General features: G+C 71.6%; 13 protein-coding genes. 6 read left to right on the top strand and 7 right to left on the bottom strand.

The features are described from left to right. Positions 1–89 precede the first annotated feature (89 nt). The 3 genes from OEIGOIKO_RS13650 to OEIGOIKO_RS13640 form a co-directional block, all read right to left on the bottom strand. A complete protein-coding gene (locus OEIGOIKO_RS13650; protein ID WP_246177331.1) occupies positions 90–1,307 on the bottom strand; it encodes a sensor histidine kinase in 1,218 nt (405 codons plus the stop codon). Beyond that, positions 1,304–2,044: a response regulator transcription factor gene (locus OEIGOIKO_RS13645; RefSeq protein ID WP_125054278.1), complete on the bottom strand. Its 741-nt coding sequence runs from the start codon at positions 2,042–2,044 to the stop codon at positions 1,304–1,306. The genes OEIGOIKO_RS13650 and OEIGOIKO_RS13645 overlap by 4 nt, the downstream gene beginning before the upstream one ends. Positions 2,045–2,122: 78 nt before the next feature. Then, positions 2,123–2,908, bottom strand: coding sequence for a spermidine synthase family protein (locus OEIGOIKO_RS13640; RefSeq protein WP_371858917.1), 786 nt, complete (start codon positions 2,906–2,908; stop codon positions 2,123–2,125). 427 nt (positions 2,909–3,335) lie between these two features. Here OEIGOIKO_RS13640 and OEIGOIKO_RS13635 point away from each other — a divergent pair, with 427 nt between their 5' ends. From OEIGOIKO_RS13635 to OEIGOIKO_RS13615, 5 genes are all read left to right on the top strand, one after another. After that, positions 3,336–3,992, top strand: a complete 657-nt coding sequence (locus OEIGOIKO_RS13635) for a rhomboid-like protein (RefSeq protein ID WP_125054277.1) — start codon at positions 3,336–3,338, stop codon at positions 3,990–3,992. 102 nt (positions 3,993–4,094) lie between these two features. Next, positions 4,095–4,484: a VOC family protein gene (locus OEIGOIKO_RS13630; protein ID WP_125054276.1), complete on the top strand. Its 390-nt coding sequence runs from the start codon at positions 4,095–4,097 to the stop codon at positions 4,482–4,484. 903 nt (positions 4,485–5,387) lie between these two features. Continuing rightward, on the top strand, positions 5,388–7,847 hold the full coding sequence (lon, locus tag OEIGOIKO_RS13625) for an endopeptidase La (RefSeq protein WP_125054275.1): 2,460 nt from the start codon (positions 5,388–5,390) through the stop codon (positions 7,845–7,847). A 130-nt stretch (positions 7,848–7,977) separates the two neighbouring features. Further along, positions 7,978–8,574 carry a Uma2 family endonuclease gene (locus tag OEIGOIKO_RS13620; RefSeq protein WP_170251699.1) on the top strand — a complete coding sequence of 199 codons (597 nt, stop codon included), beginning with the start codon at positions 7,978–7,980 and terminating at the stop codon, positions 8,572–8,574. 7 nt (positions 8,575–8,581) lie between these two features. Then, positions 8,582–9,250: a Uma2 family endonuclease gene (locus tag OEIGOIKO_RS13615; protein ID WP_307721230.1), complete on the top strand. Its 669-nt coding sequence runs from the start codon at positions 8,582–8,584 to the stop codon at positions 9,248–9,250. On the opposite strand, the gene OEIGOIKO_RS13610 is transcribed toward OEIGOIKO_RS13615, so the two are convergent. Continuing rightward, positions 9,207–10,064: a lysozyme gene (locus tag OEIGOIKO_RS13610; protein WP_125054274.1), complete on the bottom strand. Its 858-nt coding sequence runs from the start codon at positions 10,062–10,064 to the stop codon at positions 9,207–9,209. The genes OEIGOIKO_RS13615 and OEIGOIKO_RS13610 overlap by 44 nt on opposite strands. Before the next feature lie 289 nt (positions 10,065–10,353). On the opposite strand from OEIGOIKO_RS13610, the gene OEIGOIKO_RS13605 reads away from it, so the two are divergent. Further along, the gene (locus OEIGOIKO_RS13605; RefSeq protein WP_032926168.1) at positions 10,354–10,893 is read left to right on the top strand and encodes a MarR family winged helix-turn-helix transcriptional regulator; all 540 of its coding nucleotides are present in this window, start codon (positions 10,354–10,356) and stop codon (positions 10,891–10,893) included. Positions 10,894–11,067: 174 nt separating this feature from the next. Here OEIGOIKO_RS13605 and OEIGOIKO_RS13600 read toward each other — a convergent pair whose 3' ends face one another. The 3 genes from OEIGOIKO_RS13600 to OEIGOIKO_RS13590 all read right to left on the bottom strand — a co-directional run bounded on the left by OEIGOIKO_RS13600 (position 11,068) and on the right by OEIGOIKO_RS13590 (position 14,240). Next, complete coding sequence (locus tag OEIGOIKO_RS13600) at positions 11,068–12,492, bottom strand: cytochrome P450 family protein (RefSeq protein WP_125054273.1); 1,425 nt, start codon at positions 12,490–12,492, stop codon at positions 11,068–11,070. A 35-nt stretch (positions 12,493–12,527) separates the two neighbouring features. Further along, positions 12,528–13,238 carry a TetR/AcrR family transcriptional regulator gene (locus OEIGOIKO_RS13595; protein ID WP_125054272.1) on the bottom strand — a complete coding sequence of 237 codons (711 nt, stop codon included), beginning with the start codon at positions 13,236–13,238 and terminating at the stop codon, positions 12,528–12,530. Between the two features lie 156 nt (positions 13,239–13,394). Beyond that, positions 13,395–14,240 (bottom strand): protein phosphatase 2C domain-containing protein, encoded by an 846-nt coding sequence (locus OEIGOIKO_RS13590; RefSeq protein ID WP_125054271.1) that lies wholly within the window; start codon positions 14,238–14,240, stop codon positions 13,395–13,397. Positions 14,241–14,780 lie beyond the last annotated feature (540 nt).

Here is a 14,780-nt window from a genome sequence, read left to right as displayed (position 1 = left end):
CACACCAGGTTCACCTGCGTTCGGGTACGCGGCATCGCCACTGCACCCCGGATTGTGTGCTTCCACCACCGACCCTACGACACCCGGCGTCAACCTCGAACGGAGTCGCTTCCCGGAAGGGTGACGCGGATGCGGCAGCCGCGCGGTGATTCGGCCACCCGGATCCGTCCCCCGTGCAGATCCACCGCCCAGCGCGCGATCGCCAGGCCCAGCCCCGTACCGCCGTCGCTGCCCGGGCCCGACGCCGCCGGGTCGCCCCGGTTGAACCGCTCGAAGACGTGGTGCCGCTCGGCCTCCGGGATGCCCGGACCCTCGTCCTGCACCTCCAGCTCCAGGCCCCCGGGCGTCTCGCCGCCCCGCGCCAGCACCGTGACCCGGCCGTGCCGCGGGCTGTGCTTGATGGCGTTGTCGATCAGGTTCGCGACGACCTGGTGGAGCCGCTCGGCGTCCGCGTACGCGGCCAGCTCCGGCGGCGAGACGTCCAGGTGCAGATGTACGTCCGTACGGGTGTGGGTGCCGGAGCCGGCCAGCCCCGAGAGCGTGGAGGCGCCACGGCTCATGTTGGCCTCCTTCAGCACCCCCGACAGATAGGGCCACACCTCGAAGCGGCGGGCGTGCAGCGGCACCACCCCGTTGTCCAGCCGCGACAGGTCCAGCAGGTGCTCCACCAGCCGCCCCAGCCGCTCGGTCTGCTTCAGCGCCGTACGCATCGTCTCCGGATCGGGCTCGCAGACCCCGTCCACCACGTTCTCCAGGACGGCGCGCAGGGCCGCTATCGGGGTGCGCAGCTCGTGCGAGACGTTGGCGACCAGCTCCTTGCGGTGGGTGTCCACCGCCTCCAGGTCGGCGGCCATCCGGTTGAACGCGTCGGCCAGGTCGCCGAACTCGTCGCGCCGCCCGCCGCGCACCCGGCGGGTGTAGTCGCCGTCCGCCATCGCCCGGGTCACGTCCGTCATGTCGTCCAGCGGCGCCGTCAGACCCTGCGCGACGAACTGGGTGACCAGCAGCGAGGCGATGATCGAAAAGACCGTGATGACCCGCAGCTCGGTGTCGGAGTGGATGGCGACGAACACCAGCAGCGTCGTGATGATCACCGAGACGATGACCAGTGCGCCGAGCGCCGCCTTGACCGAGCGGTACGGGTCCAGCGGGCGCAGCCCCTCCCACACCCGCCGCCAGAACGGCTTCCAGACCCGCTCCCGCAGGGCTGCCCGGCCGTCCCACGGACTCTCCCCGGCCCGGTCGCGGGCCGGGCGTCCGGCCCGCTCCTTCTCGGTGGCCGGCCGGCGGCGGGTGGGGGCCGTCATACCGGCGGGGTCTCCAGCGCGTACCCGACACCGTGCACCGTACGGATACGCTCCGCGCCGATCTTGCGGCGCAGCGCCTTGATGTGACTGTCGACCGTACGGGTGCCGGAGGCGTCCGCCCAGTCCCACACCTCGGCCAGCAGCTGCTCACGGGAGAGCACCGCGCGCGGCGTGTTGGCCAGACACACCAGCAGGTCGAACTCGGTCGGCGTCAGGTGCACGTCGGTGCTGCGCACCCGCACCCGGCGCTGCGCGTGGTCGATCTCCAGCTCTCCCAGGCGCAGGATGCCGCTGCGCGGGGTGTGCGCGGCCAGCGCCGCCCGCTCCACGCGCCGCAGCAGCACGTGCACCCGGGCCGCCAGCTCCCGCATGGAGAACGGTTTGGTCATGTAGTCGTCCGCGCCGACACCGAGACCCACCAGCATGTCCGTCTCGTCGTCACGCGCGGTGAGCATCATGACGGGCACCGGACGCCGCGCCTGCACCCGGCGGCACACCTCCAGCCCGTCGAAGCCCGGCAGCATCACGTCCAGGACCAGCAGGTCCGGCTGCCATGCCTCGGCGGTGTCCACCGCGGCCGGGCCGTCGGTGGCCGTCTGCACCTGGAAGCCCTCGGCGCGCAGCCGGGCCGCGATGGCGTCGACGATCGTCGGGTCGTCCTCCACGACGAGGATCCGGCGCTGGGCGCCGGGCGTGGCCGCGGCGGTGCCGCCCTGGGTGGTCTGCGTCTGATCCATCGCCCGCCCCTGCGTGTCCCCGTGCTGCATGGTCGCGTACTGCTGGGCAGCAGCGTAAGGGCAGGGTATGACCATCGGCTACGCGCCCTTGCGCGCGAGGTGCACCACGTCCGGGACGCCTCGGACAACGGGGATCTCTTCGGTACGTACGCCGGTGAACCCGGCATTTCGCAGCGCCTGTTCGAACGCGGACGACGGCTGCGCCGACCACACGGCGAGCACCCCGCCGGGCGTCAGCCGCTTCCGGCAGGCCGCCAGACCGGCGGGGGAGTAGAGGCCGCCGTTGTCCTCGGTGACGGTCCACTCCGGCCCGTTGTCGATGTCCAGGCACAGCGCGTCGAACCTGCGCGGCCCGGCGCCCTCCCGCACGTACGCGACCAGGTCGGCGGCGACGATCTCCGTACGGGGATCGGCGAGCGCAGCCCCGGACACGGCCGAGAGCGGCCCGGCGCGGTGCCAGTCGATGACCGCGGCCTCCCGCTCCACCACCGTGATCTGCCCCCACCGGCTCTCCTCCACCGCCCTGACCAGGGAGAACCCGACCCCGAGCCCGCCGATCAGCACACGGTGCGCCACGCCGTGCGGCCCCTTCGCACCGCCCGGTTCCCCCGGTTCCCCCGGTTCCCCCGGCTCCGCCAACTCCGCCAGTGCCGCATCCACCAGCAGCCGCTCGGACCGCCCGTCCGAGGTGTCCATCAGGAAGCACCCGTTCGCGATGATCTCGAAGTGCTCGCCCCGCTCCCGCAGCACCACCTCGCCGTACGGGCCCTCACGGCGGTCGAGGACCCGTGGCCCGCCACCGGGCGCGGGCGGGCCGGACACGTGCACGGGGCGGTCGGGCATGGCGTGCGCGGGATGAGACATGACGGCCATCCTGACCAACCGGGGCGGGACGGGTCCAACCGGTTTACGGGCCCGGGGCCGGGCGGCGCCGCCCGTGACGCACGTCACGGGCACAGCTCGCTCATGGGTTGAACGTGCAGGCTGTCCCGTACGTAGATCCTCAATGGCGGGCGCGCCGACGGCGCCGGCAGCCACGGACGGAAGGGGCCAGCCACCAGTGAGCCGGGTGAACACGGCAGGAGCCTCCGCCAAGACCCCACCCAACGAGGGAGCCCCCGCCCCTCAAACGGCCTCTTTCGCGGGAAGCGGGGGCGCCGGCGGGGTGGCGCCTCTGGAAGGGGTGCCGAGGCCGCGGGCGGCCGGGAGCGCGGAGGTCGGGGGCGCGGCGGTCGTCGGTCCCGTGCCGGCCCTGGGGCCCGTTCGGGTGACGCGGCCGTCATGGTCCGGCTTGAGCCGGAGCCGGTGGCCCAAGCCCTGGCGTCTGCTCCCCGGTCCCCGCACCACCCCTTTCACCTTCGGCTACACGCTCCTCCTCGTCGCCACCTCGCTCTTCGCCGAGCACGCCGACCCGGAGCTGGTCCACCGCCTGCTCCAGGCATCCAGCACGGACGTCGAGCACCTGGCGCAGGCGCCCTTGCTGGTGCTCGTCGCCAGCGCCCTGTGGATCGCCGGTGGCCCGGCCTCCGCGTACGCCGTCGCCTTCCTGATCGTCCTGACGGCCCTGGAGCGCCGGGCCGGTGCCCTGCGGACGGCCGCGGTCTTCTTCGGCGGCCACGTGATCGCGACGCTCGCCACCGAACTCCCGGTCGGCGCCGCGGTCGCCCTCGGCCACCTCCCTGTCGACGCGCTGCAACGCCTCGACTACGGCATCAGCTTCGGCGTGATGGCCTGCACCGGCGCCCTGGCGGGCCTGCTGCCGGGCTGGGCCCGGTGGCCGCTCCTCGGAGGCGTGACCTGGTTCGCCGTCAGCAACCTGCTGCTCTCCGGCGACCCCGTCAGCGACTCGGGCCACTTCCTCGCCCTCGTCCTCGGCACCCTCGCCTGGCCCCTCCTGCGACGCCCCCGCGGGCCTCGTCCGGCGGCGATTGTCAGTGGCCGTTGCTAGCTTCCTGAGCATGCTTCTCCACGGCTCGACGGGGGAGTGGAGCGAGGGTTGCACCCGGCCACGAAGACCGGGGCCCCGCTCCGTCAGGAAGAGGCACCCACCATGCGCATGATCTTCGTCAACCTGCCGGTCAAGGACATCGCCGCGTCCCGCGAGTTCTTCACCCGCCTCGGCTTCGCCTTCAACCCCGACTTCTCCGACGAGCACACCCTGTGCATGGTCGTCGAGGAGAACATCTGCGTCATGCTCCTTCAGGAGGCCCGCTTCCGGGACTTCATCAACGGCGACATCAGCGACGCCGCGAAGACGAAGGAAGTCCTCACGTGTCTGTCCTGCGACAGCCGCGAAGAAGCCGACACCATCCTTGGCAAGGCCCTGGCCGCCGGCGCTAGCCCTTGGAAGCCGGCGATGGAGGCGGGTCCGATGTATGGCGTCAGCTTCCAGGACCTCGACGGTCACGTCTGGGAGTTCATGCACATGGCTCAGGGCTGAGCGCGCGCGGGGGTTGCGCTTCGCGCGGGGGTGTGTGCCGGCGTTCGGTTCGCATTGCTTGGGTGGTGGGGGCGGGGGCGCGCAGGGGGCCAACTCCTCGGCATCCTTTAGTTGAAGTGAATCGGATAGTGGGGCAGCGTGCGGACTGCCTGCGGGGATGGCCCCCTACGCGCCCCCTCCGGCCGGATTGGCGAGCCGAGGTCGGTGGGGGAGTTTTCGATGGCGCCCGGGTCCGCTTCTCCTGGTGGTGAGGCTCGCGGGATGGTGGCGGCACGGCAGGCCACTCCCCGGCGGTGGAACGCGCGCCCTGGGCCAGCCCACCCCGACGCGGCTCCGCCGCGCCACCCGGGCGCTGACGCGCCGGACCACACCCGGCCACTCGGGCACCCGGACGCTCGCGCACTCGGACGCTGACGCGCCGGACGACGCGCGGCCACTCGGGCACTCGCGCACCCGGGCACTCGGGCGCCGAGGCGCACCGGGGTGCCGGGACGCACCGGGACGCGCCCGGCTTGTGAAAGTCCCCAGCCCGATCGCTCGGAAAGCCGCCATTCCGGCCAGGGCTCGGGTCGCGCAGGGGTCTCCCCGCAGGCAGTCCGCAGGCTGGCGCAGGTATCCGATTCACTGCAGCTAAAGGATGCCGAGGAGTGACCCCGGAGTGGCCCCGAGCCCCACCCACCGGACCCTCCGCGCAGAACGCGCACCCCCACCCGGCCCCCCGGCCAAAGGACCCGGCCAGCGCACCCCAAGCCCGTCCGGCGATTGAGGACACAGGAACCCCAGCCACAACGGGCGAACACGAAAAATGATCGCTCACAGCGAACAGGGCAGGGCGCAGGGAACATCCGCGCAGCGGCACGCATTGAGTGGACGTAACTCAACTTGCCTGCCGAAGGGGAGATCATGGCTTCGACGTCCACCTCGCTCACTCTGCCCGTGCTGCCCCTCGACGACGAGGTCGTGCTGCCCGGCATGGTGGTGCCGCTGGACCTTTCCGAGGCGGACGTGCGGGCCGCGGTCGAGGCCGCGCAGTCCGCCGCCTCACCGGGTAACAAGCCGCGGGTGCTTCTTGTGCCGCGGATCGACGGCGCGTACGCGGGCATCGGTGTGCTGGGCCGCGTCGAGCAGGTCGGGCGGCTGTCCGACGGTGACCCCGGCGCGCTGATCCGCGGACTCGGCCGCGTCAAGATCGGCGCCGGTACCACCGGCCCCGGCGCCGCCCTGTGGGTGGAGGGCACCACCGTCGACGAGACGGTGCCCGAGCCGCTGCCCGGCGCGGTCACCGAGCTGGTCAAGGAGTACAAGGCGCTGGCCACCGACTGGCTCAAGAAGCGCGGCGCCTGGCAGGTCGTGGACCGCGTCCAGCAGATCGAGGACGTCTCGCAGCTCGCGGACAACTCCGGCTACTCGCCGTTCCTGAGCACCCAACAGAAGGTGCTCCTGCTGGAGACCACCGACCCGGTGGCGCGGCTGAAGCAGGCCACCGAAGCGCTGCGCGAGCACCTCGCCGAGCAGGACGTGGCGGAGGCCATCGCCAAGGACGTCCAGGAGGGCGTCGACAAGCAGCAGCGCGAGTTCCTGCTGCGCCGCCAGATGGAGGCCGTCCGCAAGGAGCTGGCCGAGCTGAACGGCGACCCGGAGGACGAGGGCGAGGACTACCGCGCCCGCGTCGAGGCCGCCCAGCTGCCCGAGGACGTCCGCAAGGCGGCCCTCAAGGAGGTCGACAAGCTGGAACGGTCCAGCGACCAGAGCCCCGAGGGCAGCTGGATCAGGACCTGGCTGGACACGGTCCTGGAGCTGCCGTGGAACGAGCGCACGGAGGACGCGTACGACATCCCCGGCGCCAAGGAGATCCTGGACGCCGACCATGCCGGTCTGGAGGACGTCAAGGAGCGCATCACCGAGTACCTGGCCGTGCGCAAGCGGCGCGCGGACCGCGGCCTCGGGCTGGTCGGCGGCCCGACAGCAGGGGCATCGCGCAGCGATTCCGGCAAGGGTGGTGGTGGGCGACGGGCGGGCGGCGCCGTGCTGGCCCTGGTCGGGCCGCCCGGCGTCGGCAAGACCTCGCTGGGCGAGTCCGTGGCCCGTGCCATGGGCCGCAAGTTCGTCCGGGTCGCGCTCGGCGGCGTACGGGACGAGGCGGAGATCCGCGGTCACCGGCGTACGTACGTCGGAGCGCTGCCCGGCCGTATCGTCCGGGCCGTCAAGGAGGCCGGTTCGATGAACCCGGTCGTCCTGCTCGACGAGATCGACAAGGTCGGCTCGGACTTCCGGGGCGACCCGGCCGCCGCCCTCCTCGAAGTCCTCGACCCGGCGCAGAACCACACCTTCCGGGACCACTACCTGGAGGTCGAGCTGGACCTGAGCGACGTGGTCTTCCTGGCCACCGCCAACGTCCTGGAGGCCATACCGGAGCCGCTGCTCGACCGCATGGAGCTGGTCCGGCTCGACGGTTACACCCAGGACGAGAAGGTCGTCATCGCCCGGGACCACCTGCTGCCGCGCCAGCTGGAGCGGGCCGGACTGGAGTCCGGCGAGGTCACGCTCACGGACGCGGCGCTGCACAAGCTGGCCGGCGAGTACACCCGCGAGGCGGGCGTACGGAACCTGGAGCGGGCCGTCGGGCGGCTGCTGCGCAAGGTCGCGGCCCAGAGCGAACTGGGCGAGCGCGACCTGCCCTTCACGGTGGGTGTGGACGAGCTGCGCCCGCTGATCGGGCGTCCGCACCACACCCCGGAGTCGGCGCAGGACCCGGCCGAGCGGCGCACGTCCGTACCGGGCGTGGTCACCGGCCTCGCGGTCACCGGCGCGGGCGGCGACGTGCTGTACGTGGAAGCCTCGCTGGCCGACCCGGAGACCGGCGCGTCCGGACTTCAGCTCACCGGGCAGCTGGGCGACGTGATGAAGGAGTCCGCGCACATCGCGCTGTCCTTCCTGCGCTCGCACGGCGCCGAACTGGAACTGCCGGTCGGCGACTTGAAGGAGCGTGGCGTCCACCTGCACGTACCGGCGGGCGCGGTCCCGAAGGACGGCCCGAGCGCGGGCGTGACCATGACGACGGCGCTGGCCTCGCTGCTCTCCGGGCGGACGGTGCGCCCGGACGTGGCGATGACCGGCGAGGTCTCGCTGACCGGGCGGGTGCTGCCGATCGGCGGCGTCAAGCAGAAGCTGCTCGCGGCGCACCGGGCGGGCATCACGACCGTGGTCATCCCCAAGCGCAACGAGCCGGATCTGGACGACGTCCCCGCCGAGATCCTGGAGAAGCTGGACGTCCACCCGGTCTCCGACGTCCGCCAGGTCCTCGACCTGGCCCTGACCCCGGCCTCGGCCCCGGCCGCCCCGGAGGTCCCGGTCGCGGCGTGACGGACGCGACCGGCCCCACCGGCCCGGAGTCCCCTGGCACGGGGGCTCCGGGCCGCGCGTGTCCCGGTCACCGTGCGTATCGTTGTACTGCGCGACTGCCCGCACTTCGCGGCGGTGGGGAGGAGCGCAGATGACCATCGAGCTGACCGACAACAGGATCGAGATCGAGATGGCCGACAGCGACGAGCTCAGCCTGGACATGCTGTTCGACTGGCTGGAGCGGATGCCCGTCCCCGAGGGCTACAAGGCAGAGATCGTCGAGGGGGCCATTTTCATGACGCCGCAACGGGACAACCATTGGGACATCATCGCCGCGATTTACGATCAATTGCGGTCCCGCTACCCGCGGAAGCGGGTGAAGTCCGATGTCCGCTTGGACTTCCCCGGCCACCTCAACGGTTTCGCTTGCGACGTGGTCGCGCTGCGGGACGGTGCGGAGAAGGACGACAAGGGACGCTGGCGATACCAGGACATCGAATGCGTCGCCGAAGTCATCTCCAGGGACACGTCGCGCAACGACTATGGCCCCAAGAAGGACGCCTACGCCCTGGCGGGAGTGCCCGTCTATCTCATTGTCGATCCGTACCTCGGGCAGTGCCACCTCTACACGGCTCCCAAAGACGGCACCTACCGCCTCGGTCCGGCCATCAAGTTCGGCGACCCGGTCGACCTGACCGACACGGTCGTCGGCCTTTCGCTGGACACGGCGGAATTCGGCCGGGAGTGACGGCGCTTTGAGGAATGAGCCGGGTGACGGCAGCGACCGCAGAGCGCTGAACGAGTTGTTCGAGCCGCTTTACGAGACCGTCCCGGAGGGGATGAAGGCGGAAGTCGTCGACGGTGTCGTCAGCACGTGGCCGCAGCGGAGCATGTACTGGGAGATCACCATGAGTGTTCTGTGCCAGTTGGACATCCGCTGCGGGCAGCGGAGCCGGCTCATGTCCGACGTCCGCCTCGACCTCCCGAGGCGCCTCAACGCTTTCTGCCCTGACCTTTTCAAGCTGTCGGACGGGGCGGAGCCGGACGAAGAAGGGCATTGGCGCTATCAGGACGTCGAGTTCGTCCTTGAGGTCATCTCTCGGGAAACCGGACTCCACGATTACGGACCGAAGAAAGCCGCCTACGCCGAGGGTAAGGTACCCGTCCACCTGATCGTGGACCCGTACACCGCGAAGTGGCACCTCCACACCCTCCCCGAGAACGGCGCGTACCGCTCGCAGCAGAGCATGGACTTCGGCGCTCCCGTCGACCTGACGAGCACGGCACTCGGACTGACGTTGGAAACCGGCGAGTTTCCCAGGGACTGCCGACGGAGAAGCGGGCCCCGGTGCGCGCCCCGCGACGCCGGGACCCACCGCCTCACCCGTTCGCCAACGCCCGCAACCGCTCGTACGCCCCGTTGAACCGGTTCCGGTCGCCGACCGTGGTGCCCGACGACGTGTACTGCCAGACGGTGTGGAAGTCCCAGCCTGCCGGGAGTTCGCCGGCCGAGGAGCCGTAGCGGGGGATCCACAGGGGGTTGACGGAGCCGAAGCCCGCGTAGTTGCCGGTGCACTGTTTCCACCAGCTGGTGGAGGTGTAGATGACGGCGTCCCTGCCGGTGCGTGCCTTGTACGTCGCGAAGAAGTCCTTTATCCAGGCGACCAGGCCGGCCGCGCTCTTGCCGTAGCAGGTGGAACCGTACGGGTTGTACTCCATGTCGAGGGCGCCGGGCAGGGTGCGGCCGTCCTTGGACCAGCCGCCGCCGTGGTCGACGAAGTAGTTGGCCTGGGCGGTGCCGCTGGAGGTGTCGGGGGTGGCGAAGTGGTACGCGCCGCGGGTCATGCCGACGTTGTAGGAGCCGTTGTACTGCTGCGCGAAGTAGGGGTTGGTGTAGCTGGTGGACTCGGTGGCTTTGACGTAGGCGAAGCGGACTCCGGCGTTCCAGAGGGTCTGCCACGGGACGTCGCCGTTGTGGCTGCTGACGTCGACGCCTTCGACGGAGGCGAGGGTGGGCGGCGGCGCCTCGCCCGGCGCGTCGCCCTCGTGGTGGGTGACCTGGGAGCCGGCCCAGTCCAGACCGGGGTGGGCGGGTTCGGGGGCGGCGCCGTACGGGGTGGCGCCGGCGGTGCCCGGCAGCCCGAGGAGCAGGGCGGCGACGGTGAGGAACGTCAATGCCGCGGCCGCGAAGGGGCTCGGGCGGCGGACGGCGGGGCGGCCGGATCTGTGCACGGGCATACGTGCCTCCGAGGATCTCGGTGAACTGACCTGAGGGGGGACCGGCCGGACGGGCCACGGCGCGCCGCGGGGCGCGTGGGGCGGGACGAGGGGAGTGGCGTGGCCGTACCGAGCGGTGTGGTGTGGTCATGCCAAGAACGTGCCGACGACGGTACGCGCGTAGATGCGGCGGGCAAAGAGGGGAGCCGGGCTTCCGTTGGTCTAATCCTGCGAAATACTGGACAAGCTGCGGCTTCGGCCGCCGCCGCAGGAAACTTTCACGGTACGGAAAGCGGGAGAGGGCGCCGACGTGCACGACACCAGAGCCGACAGCGTGGCAGGGACGGACGAACCCGGTGGTGTGGACCAGGTGTTCCTCTCCCTGGAGCGGGAGCTGGCGGTCTTCCTGCGCCGCGCCCGGGCCACCTCCGGCGAGCTGGCCCGGGAGGTGCACCCGGAGCTGGAGGCGGCCGCGTACGGCCTGCTCGTCCGTCTCGCCGACGCGGGGCAGCAGCGGGCCACCGAACTCGCCGGTTACTTCGGCGTGGGCAAGGCGACCATGAGCCGGCAGCTGCGTGCCCTGGAGGACCTCGGGCTGATCGACCGCGAGCCGGACCCGGCCGACGGGCGGGCCGTCCTGGTGCGCCTCACCGACGAGGGGCACGACCGGTTCGGCCGGGTACGCAACAGCCGCCGTGCCCAGTACGCGCGGCGGCTCGCCTCCTGGGACCGCCGCGAGGTCGCCGAACTGGCGCGCCTGCTCCACCGGTTGAACGCGGAGCAGGACGCGGAAGAGGGGTGCGGGGCGGCCGCCAGGGGCGAGCGGAGCGGGAAGGGCGGGAACGGCTGAGAGCCGGCGCGGCCCCTGCGAGGCGTGCGCACCGGCTCTCGGTGGGTCGTCCGTGACGGCCGCCTCCTCCGCGGACGGCCGGCATCGCGTACGGGGCTGTGTACGGATCTCCTCGTACGGACCTTCCTGTACGGGCCCCGGTAGGGTCTCCCCGTCCGGGTCTCCCCGTACGGGTCAGCTCTGCGCGTGCAGCCTCAGTGGCAGCCGCCGCAGGCGCCAGGTGCCGGGCTGCCGCAGGCGTTCCTGGTCCTCCAGCTGTTCCGGGGTGAGGGCGAGCGCCAGGTCCGGGTAGCGGGTGAGCAGCTTGCCGTAGGCCACCTCGGCCTCCTGCCGGGCGAGTGAGGCACCCAGGCAGTAGTGCATGCCGTGCCCGAAGCCGACGTGGTCCTCGGCGCGGCCGGCCGGCTGCCGCGTCAGGTCGAGCCGCTCCGGTCCGGTGTAGTGGCGCGGGTCGTGGTTGGCCGCGACGAGGCTGAACATCAGGGCGTCGCCCTGGCGGACCTGGACACCGGCGACCTCGGTGTCCTCCATGGCGTACCGCAGCTGGGTGGCCTGGATCGGCCCGCACCAGCGCATCAGCTCATGGACCGCGCGCGGCAGCAGCGCCGGGTCCTCGTCGATCAGCCGCCGCTGGTCGGGGTGGGTGAGCAGGGCGAGGGTGCCGTTGCTGATGAGGTGGGCGGTGGTCTCGTGACCGGCCAGCACCAGGGTCAGGACCAGGGTGACCATCTCGACGTCGCTCAGCCGGCCGCCGTCGTCGTCCTGCGCCCGGATGAGCCCGCTGAGCAGGTCGTCCCGCAGGGCCGCGCGCCGCTGGTCGATCACCTCGTGGATGTGCGCGATCATCTCCGGCATGGTGGCGCCGATGCGCTTGGGGTTCAGCGAGGCGAGCTCGGTACCGAACCGCCGCCACAGCGCCCGGTCCTCCTCGTCGATGCCGACCAGCTCGCAGATGACCGTGATGGGCAGCGGGTAGGCGAAGTGCTCGACGAGGTCGACGACGCCGTCCTCGGCATGGTCCGGCAACCGCGCCAGCAGCTCGTCGGTGATCCGCTCGACGCGCGGCCGCAGGTCCTGGATACGGCGCGCGGTGAAGGCACGGGAGACCAGGCGGCGCAGCCGGGTGTGGTCCGGCGGATCGCTGGTGAGGATGGTGTCGGTGAGGTACGGGGCCAGGTGCTCGGGGATGCCGAACAGCTCGATCAGCCGGGCACGCGGGTCCTGCTCCGCGCCGATACCGGGCACCAGGGTCGGGTTGTTGACGAAGCGCTGGTCGCGCATCACCTCGCGCACCACGTCGAAGCGGGTCACCAGCCAGATGGGCGAGTCGTCGAGGAACCGGGCGCGCACGAGCGGGGCCTGCTCGCGCAGCGTGCCGTAGCCGGTGTACGGGTTGTCCAGCAGCTCCGGTTCCATCAGGTTCGGCTCGCCCGGGTGGAGGCCGACGTAGGAGGGGAGCGAGGTGCGGTCGGTGGTGGAAGAGGTGGTGTCCGCAGAGGCGGCGGCCGAAGGGGTGGTGGCCGGGGCGGACGCGGTCGAGGGGGAGGCGGTGGAGGCGGGCGGGGTGGCCGCCCGGGACTCGGTGGGCGATGTGGTCATCGTGCGTTCTCCTCCTGATCAGGCGTGACCGGGGGTCACGGGCGGAGCTGGCGCCGTACTTCCTGCCGGCTCAGCTCCTCCAGACGCGCATAGCGCGTGATGACGACGGGGGCCGCCGCGGCGACGGCCTCCGGGTCGGGGTCGCCGGGCGGCTCCAGCGCGGTGCGGACCGTGTGGCACAGCAGGTCGGCCCGCTCCTCCGGGGCGCCCGGAGCGCGGTCGGGAAGCAGCACCTCGGCCTGGACGTAGCCGGTGACCGTCGCCATGCAGACGTACATCTGCTGGTCGACGCTCAGGTCTTCGCGCACCAGGCCGTGGGCGCGCAGGGTGGTCAGCTGCGAGCGCAGCGTCTCGTGGCTCGCCTCCACCAGTTCCACGAGTTCCTTCTTGGCGATGTCGTTGAGGCGCCCGAGGATGTCGGAGTCGTCGAGGTAGAGGGCGCGCAGCACCGGGTCGTCCATGAAGTCCAGGAGTGACCCGCGCAGCGCCCGGCTGGGCAGGATGCAGCGGCGGTCGGCCCGCATCCGGTCCAACTGCCTGCGGTGGGCGGCCGCCTTGGCGCGGAGCACCACGGCCAGCAGCAGCGCGTCCTTGTTCTTCCAGTGCAGGTAGACCGTGCCTTTGCCGACGTCCGCCCGGCGGGCGATCTCGTCGGTGGTCACGCGACGGTAGCCCCAGGCGAGCAGCAGCTCGCATGCGGCGTCCAGGATGCGTTCGCCCCGTTCCGCGCGTTCGTCGGCTTCCACGGCCCCTCCTGACTGTATGACCAGATGTCGAATCTGGTCATACAGTCAAAGCTAGGCCGGGCGGTGCCTGTCGTGACAGGCCCTTTCCAGCCTTACGGGCGGAATTGCGGCGGCTGCTGCCCCGCCCGGCGGCAATTGCCGCCGGGCCCGGCCGGATCACGGCTCGACCAGCACCACCGTCGCGTCGTCGCGGGACTTGCCGCGCGGGAAACGGGCGCCGCCCGGATCGGCGTCCTCCAGCGCCCGCACCCTGTCGACCAGCGCCTGCGGCCCCTCCTTGCGCACCAACGCGAGGCAGTCCGCCCACGAGCCTTCACCGAAGACCTCGACCCACCGTGACGCCCCGTCACTGAGCGCGGCCAGCGACCGTACTTCGGTACGTGGGAGGGAACCGGTGACCGCGCGCGCCGCCACCGCCGGGTCGGCCGCCGCGGTGAAGAACCCGCCCTCGGCGTTGCGCAGCGCCTCCACGGCCGCTCCGTACTCGCGGCCTGCGGCGACGCGTTCGGCGGAGCCGCGCGGCAGGGCCCGTACGGTCTCGCGCAGGGCCTGTACGGCGGGCGGCAGTTCGTCCAGGCGGGTGTCCAGAATGGGCCGTACCGTACCGTCCGGATGCTCGGCGAGCAGGACGGAATCGGACAGGACCAGGTACTCGACGGTGGCCGGCGACCACCGGACGGCCACCGCGGTTGCCTGTGGTGTGCGGGGGTGAGAAAGGTCACAGGTCGACCGGTGAACTTCAGCCGTCCGGGAGATGGCGGCCGACAGCACCTCAGGGAGTGTCATATCCCGGAATGAACCGGACAGTTCGAGCATCGCGCCCCCGAGGCGCGCGGTGTACCACGGCACCCCGTGCGGGCAGCCGGTCCCGTCCGGGGGCGGGGTCACGCCGTCCAGCAGGACCATGACTCCGCCCTGGCCGGAGGCGGGCAGGGCGACGGACGCGTAGTCCTCGTTCGGGTGTTGGGGGTCTCCCGGCTCGGTGGCCAGTTCGATGCGCATGGCGGCCAGTCTGCCGCAGCGCGTCCGGTTTCCCGCGGTGTGCGGACTTCGCCGGGCTCCGGGGCGTATCAGCAGGTCAGGGGCGTGCGGTGGGGCTGAAAATCGCGGTCTGCCGGGATGCGGGCGGGCATCCTTCCAGGCGCCGCACGGTTCTCCAAACCCGCTCGGGGGTTGCGCGAGGTTGCATCCCGGAGCAGTCATGATCGGAAGTTGATGGTCAACTTCCGATTGATGTTCACTCATTCGAGTGGCCGGGTGTACGTTGCCGGGCCGCTGCGCGATGCCGGTGGAATGGTCGTGGCCCGGATCATGGGAGGCGCCAGGCCACTCGTCGCGACGCGCAGAGCCGGGCTGCTTCCCTCGCGGACGTGTGAATTGCTGCGGTCTTCGCACGGGTACGCGCCGCGAGCGAGAGCGAACCGGGTCCGCGGGACCACACGGTGTGGGCAGGCGAGACAGGAATGCGAGCAGCGGTGCGGAAGAAGCGGCTTCGGGACGGCGCGGTCGGGCCGGGATCACCGGCCGGTTCGTTTTCGGGTA

The sequence above is a fragment of the Streptomyces paromomycinus genome (assembly GCF_003865155.1).
Lineage (GTDB): Bacteria > Actinomycetota > Actinomycetes > Streptomycetales > Streptomycetaceae > Streptomyces > Streptomyces chrestomyceticus.
This window is presented reverse-complemented; position numbering and strand designations above follow the sequence as displayed.